We start from the raw sequence: 3,008 nt of genomic DNA, 5'->3' as shown, positions 1-3,008 counted from the left end.
CCGGCGCCGTGGCGGCCTGGGCCTGCTGCGGGGCCAGCAGCGTGCCCACCAGCGGCATGGCCAGGAGCATCGCGGCGGCAGCAGCCAGGCTGGCGCGCTTCTTGCGCTTGCCCTGCCCTTCGGCCAGCTTGGCATCGGCCTTGGCCTTTTCCTCGGCCGCGCGCGCCAGCTTGGCCGCTTCGGCAAGACGGCGCTGCTCTTCCTTGGCGGCCTTGCGTTCGGCACGATTGAGCAAGAGCAGGCGCTTGATCGTCAAGCCATCGACCACCAGAATATCCCTCAGCGAACGCAAGCCAGGCACAATCTCTGGCGGCGCGGCGCGCTGCCAGGCGTCCGCCCGTCCCATAACGGCACGAACAAGCCTACGCTGGCCCAGTGTGTCAAGCGGCTGATAGCGGACAAATGCACGGCCACGCGTGCGGCGCACGGTTTCCACCGGCACGGCCAGGCGATCATCGCCCATCGCCAGGACGATATCGGTCACCGTGGCATCGCCCACCGGCAGTTCGGGCGGCAGTTCGATCGCGGCCCCACCCATCGAGATGTCGATCGTGGTGCCATCCACCACATGGCCCGAGGAAAAGTGAACAGCCACAGGCAGTTCGGCAGTTACGCGGATGGTCTGGCGGGCCTGCCGGGTTTCGCGCGCCACCGACACGGCAGCGGTCAGGATGATCAGGCTGAAGGTGGCCCAGGCGACGTTGAGCGCCAGGGTATCGAGCTGCACGTTGAACAGGTGCTGGAAGAAAACGCGCTTGCCGATCGCCAGCAGGATGCCGAACACGATCGTGGCCATGCAGATCATGTGCGGCTTGACGATGGCCCAGTCGAAGAACGTGCGATCGAGCAGGTCGCCCTTGTCGGTCACGTTGAACTTGCCCTTGCGCGGGTTGAACCAGGTCATCACCGTGGGCGCCACCAGGTGGAAGGCCAGGATCGTTTCATAGACCTCGCCCCAGAACGGGCGGCGTTCGCCGGCCTGCGAGCGTTCCGAAGTGACCTGCGAGCAGAACAGGTGCGGCGCGGCATAGGCAAAGATCAGCGAGGCCGACGCGGCGATGATGTTCTGGCCAAAGATCAGGTAGGCGAGCGGGCTGGTCAGGAAGCAGATGCGCGGCAGCGGAAACTGGAAGTGCAGCATCGCATTGAGATAGCACAGGCGCTGCTGCCACTTGAGGCCGGGGCCAAGCAGCGGGTTTTCGATGCGCAGGATCTGCGTCATCCCGCGTGCCCAGCGGATGCGCTGGCCGATGTGCAGCACCAGGCGCTCGGTGGCGAGGCCCGCCGAAAGGCGCGCGCTGATATAGGCGGGGGCCCAGCCGGTGCGCTGCAGCTTCAAGGCGGTGTGCGCGTCTTCGGTCACCGTTTCGCCGGCAAAGCCGTTGGTTTCCATCAGCGCCTCGCGGCGGATCACCGCGCAGCTGCCGCAGAAGAACGTGGCGTTCCACAGGTCGTTGCCGCCCTGCACCGGGCCATAGAACAGATCGCCTTCGCCCGGCATGTGCTTGGCCGTGGCCAGGTTGCGCTGCACCGGATCGGGCGAATAGAAGAAGTGCGGCGTCTGCATCAGCGCCAGCTTCCGCTCCTTCTGAAAATAGGCCACGGTCAGCTGCAGGAAGGCGCGCGTGGGCACGTGGTCGCAATCGAAGATCGCGATCAGTTCGCCCTCGGTCTTCTTCATCGCCGCGTTGAGATTGCCCGCCTTGGCGTGCAGGTTGTTGTCGCGCGTGATGTAGCCACAGCCGGCCTCACGGGCAAAGGCGCGGAATTCGGGGCGCCGGCCGTCGTCCAGGATATAGACGTTGAAGCGGTCGTGCGGGTAATCCATGTCCATCGCGGCGAACACGGTGTTGCGCACGATATCCAGGCTCTCGTTGTAGGTGGGGACATAGACGTCCACCGTCGGCCAGGTGTCGGGCTCGCCCTCGATTTCCGCAACCGGGCGCTCCAGCGGCCAGGTGGTCTGCAGAAAACCCAGGATCAGCAGCACCCACGCATAAAGTTCGGCCAGATAAAGTCCGGTGCCGAACAGGAATTCCAGCGGCGTGCCGAACGAGAGCGTCTGCGTGGTGCGCCAGAAGATATAGCGGGTGGACGTGATGATCGCGAGGATGCCGATCGCCAGCGAACCCTTGCGCGATTTCCAGCGCGACAGCGCCATCATGCCCACGATCGTTCCGCCAGCCAGCATCCACTGCTGCTTGAGATCAAGCGGCACGCCGATCACCACCAGCGCGGTCAGCGCCAGCAGGACGAACGTGCCCAGCCGCAGGAGGTTTGCGGGATTGCGGAACAAGGCGATCATGCGGCGCGGTTCTTTCCGGTCTGGCCAGCGGGTGCGGCGGCATCGTCTTCGGGCAGGTCGGTGCCGCCCTCATCTTCCAGGATTTCGGCAATCAGTTCGGCCACGCATTCGCCCAGCGCGATAGTATCGGCCAGGGCTGCGCTGTGCGGGGCATAGCGGCCAAGCGGCTGAAGCATGGCGCCGGCCTCGATCACGGCCTCGTCACGGCGCACCTGGCCGAGCAGGCGATCGCCCAGCAGTTCGCGCAGGAAGCCCACCGAATGGCGGGCAAAGCGGCGGGTGTCTTCCACCATGCTCATCACGAAGCGGGTCTTGGCCAGACCGGTATCGTTGACCGCCGGCAGCATCATCAGGCATTCGGCGGTCGCCGTCAGCGGGCAGATTTCCAGCACGGCATAGGGCAGCAGCAGATCGCGCAAGTGGCGATCGGCGCTGGAAATGTCGGCCACGAACAGCTGCTCGCCGCCAAAGCCGATCTCGCCCTTGGCGAGCGCTTCGGCAAAATCGGGCTGGCGGGCCAGGGCCGCCGCGCTGCGCAGCGCCACACCCTGAACCGATGCGCTGGCCGTATCCTCGGCCGGGGCATCGAGCGGGGGCAGCGCTTCACCCGGGCCGATCCCGAAGTGCAGCTGCAGCGTGCCGCTCTGCGCCAGATCGAGCGCGGTGACATCGTGGCCGGCGCGCGACAGGGCGATCGCGGTGG

At 66.0% G+C, this 3,008-nt stretch carries 2 protein-coding genes; both read right to left on the bottom strand.

What is annotated here, in order from left to right; translation table 11 throughout:
• On the bottom strand, nucleotides 1-2,305 hold a 2,305-nt coding region (bcsA, locus tag H926_RS0112795; RefSeq protein ID WP_022676657.1), incomplete at its 3' end, for a UDP-forming cellulose synthase catalytic subunit.
• The coding region (locus H926_RS27385) for a cellulose synthase operon protein YhjQ/BcsQ (RefSeq protein WP_022676656.1) at nucleotides 2,302-3,008 on the bottom strand (707 nt) is incomplete at its 5' end. The genes H926_RS27385 and bcsA, both read right to left, overlap by 4 nt.

Source organism: Novosphingobium sp. B-7 (assembly GCF_000410615.1).
Taxonomy (GTDB): Bacteria; Pseudomonadota; Alphaproteobacteria; order Sphingomonadales; family Sphingomonadaceae; genus Novosphingobium; species Novosphingobium capsulatum.
The sequence above is the reverse complement of the archived record's forward strand: the minus strand, read 5'-3'. Positions and strand labels throughout refer to the sequence as shown.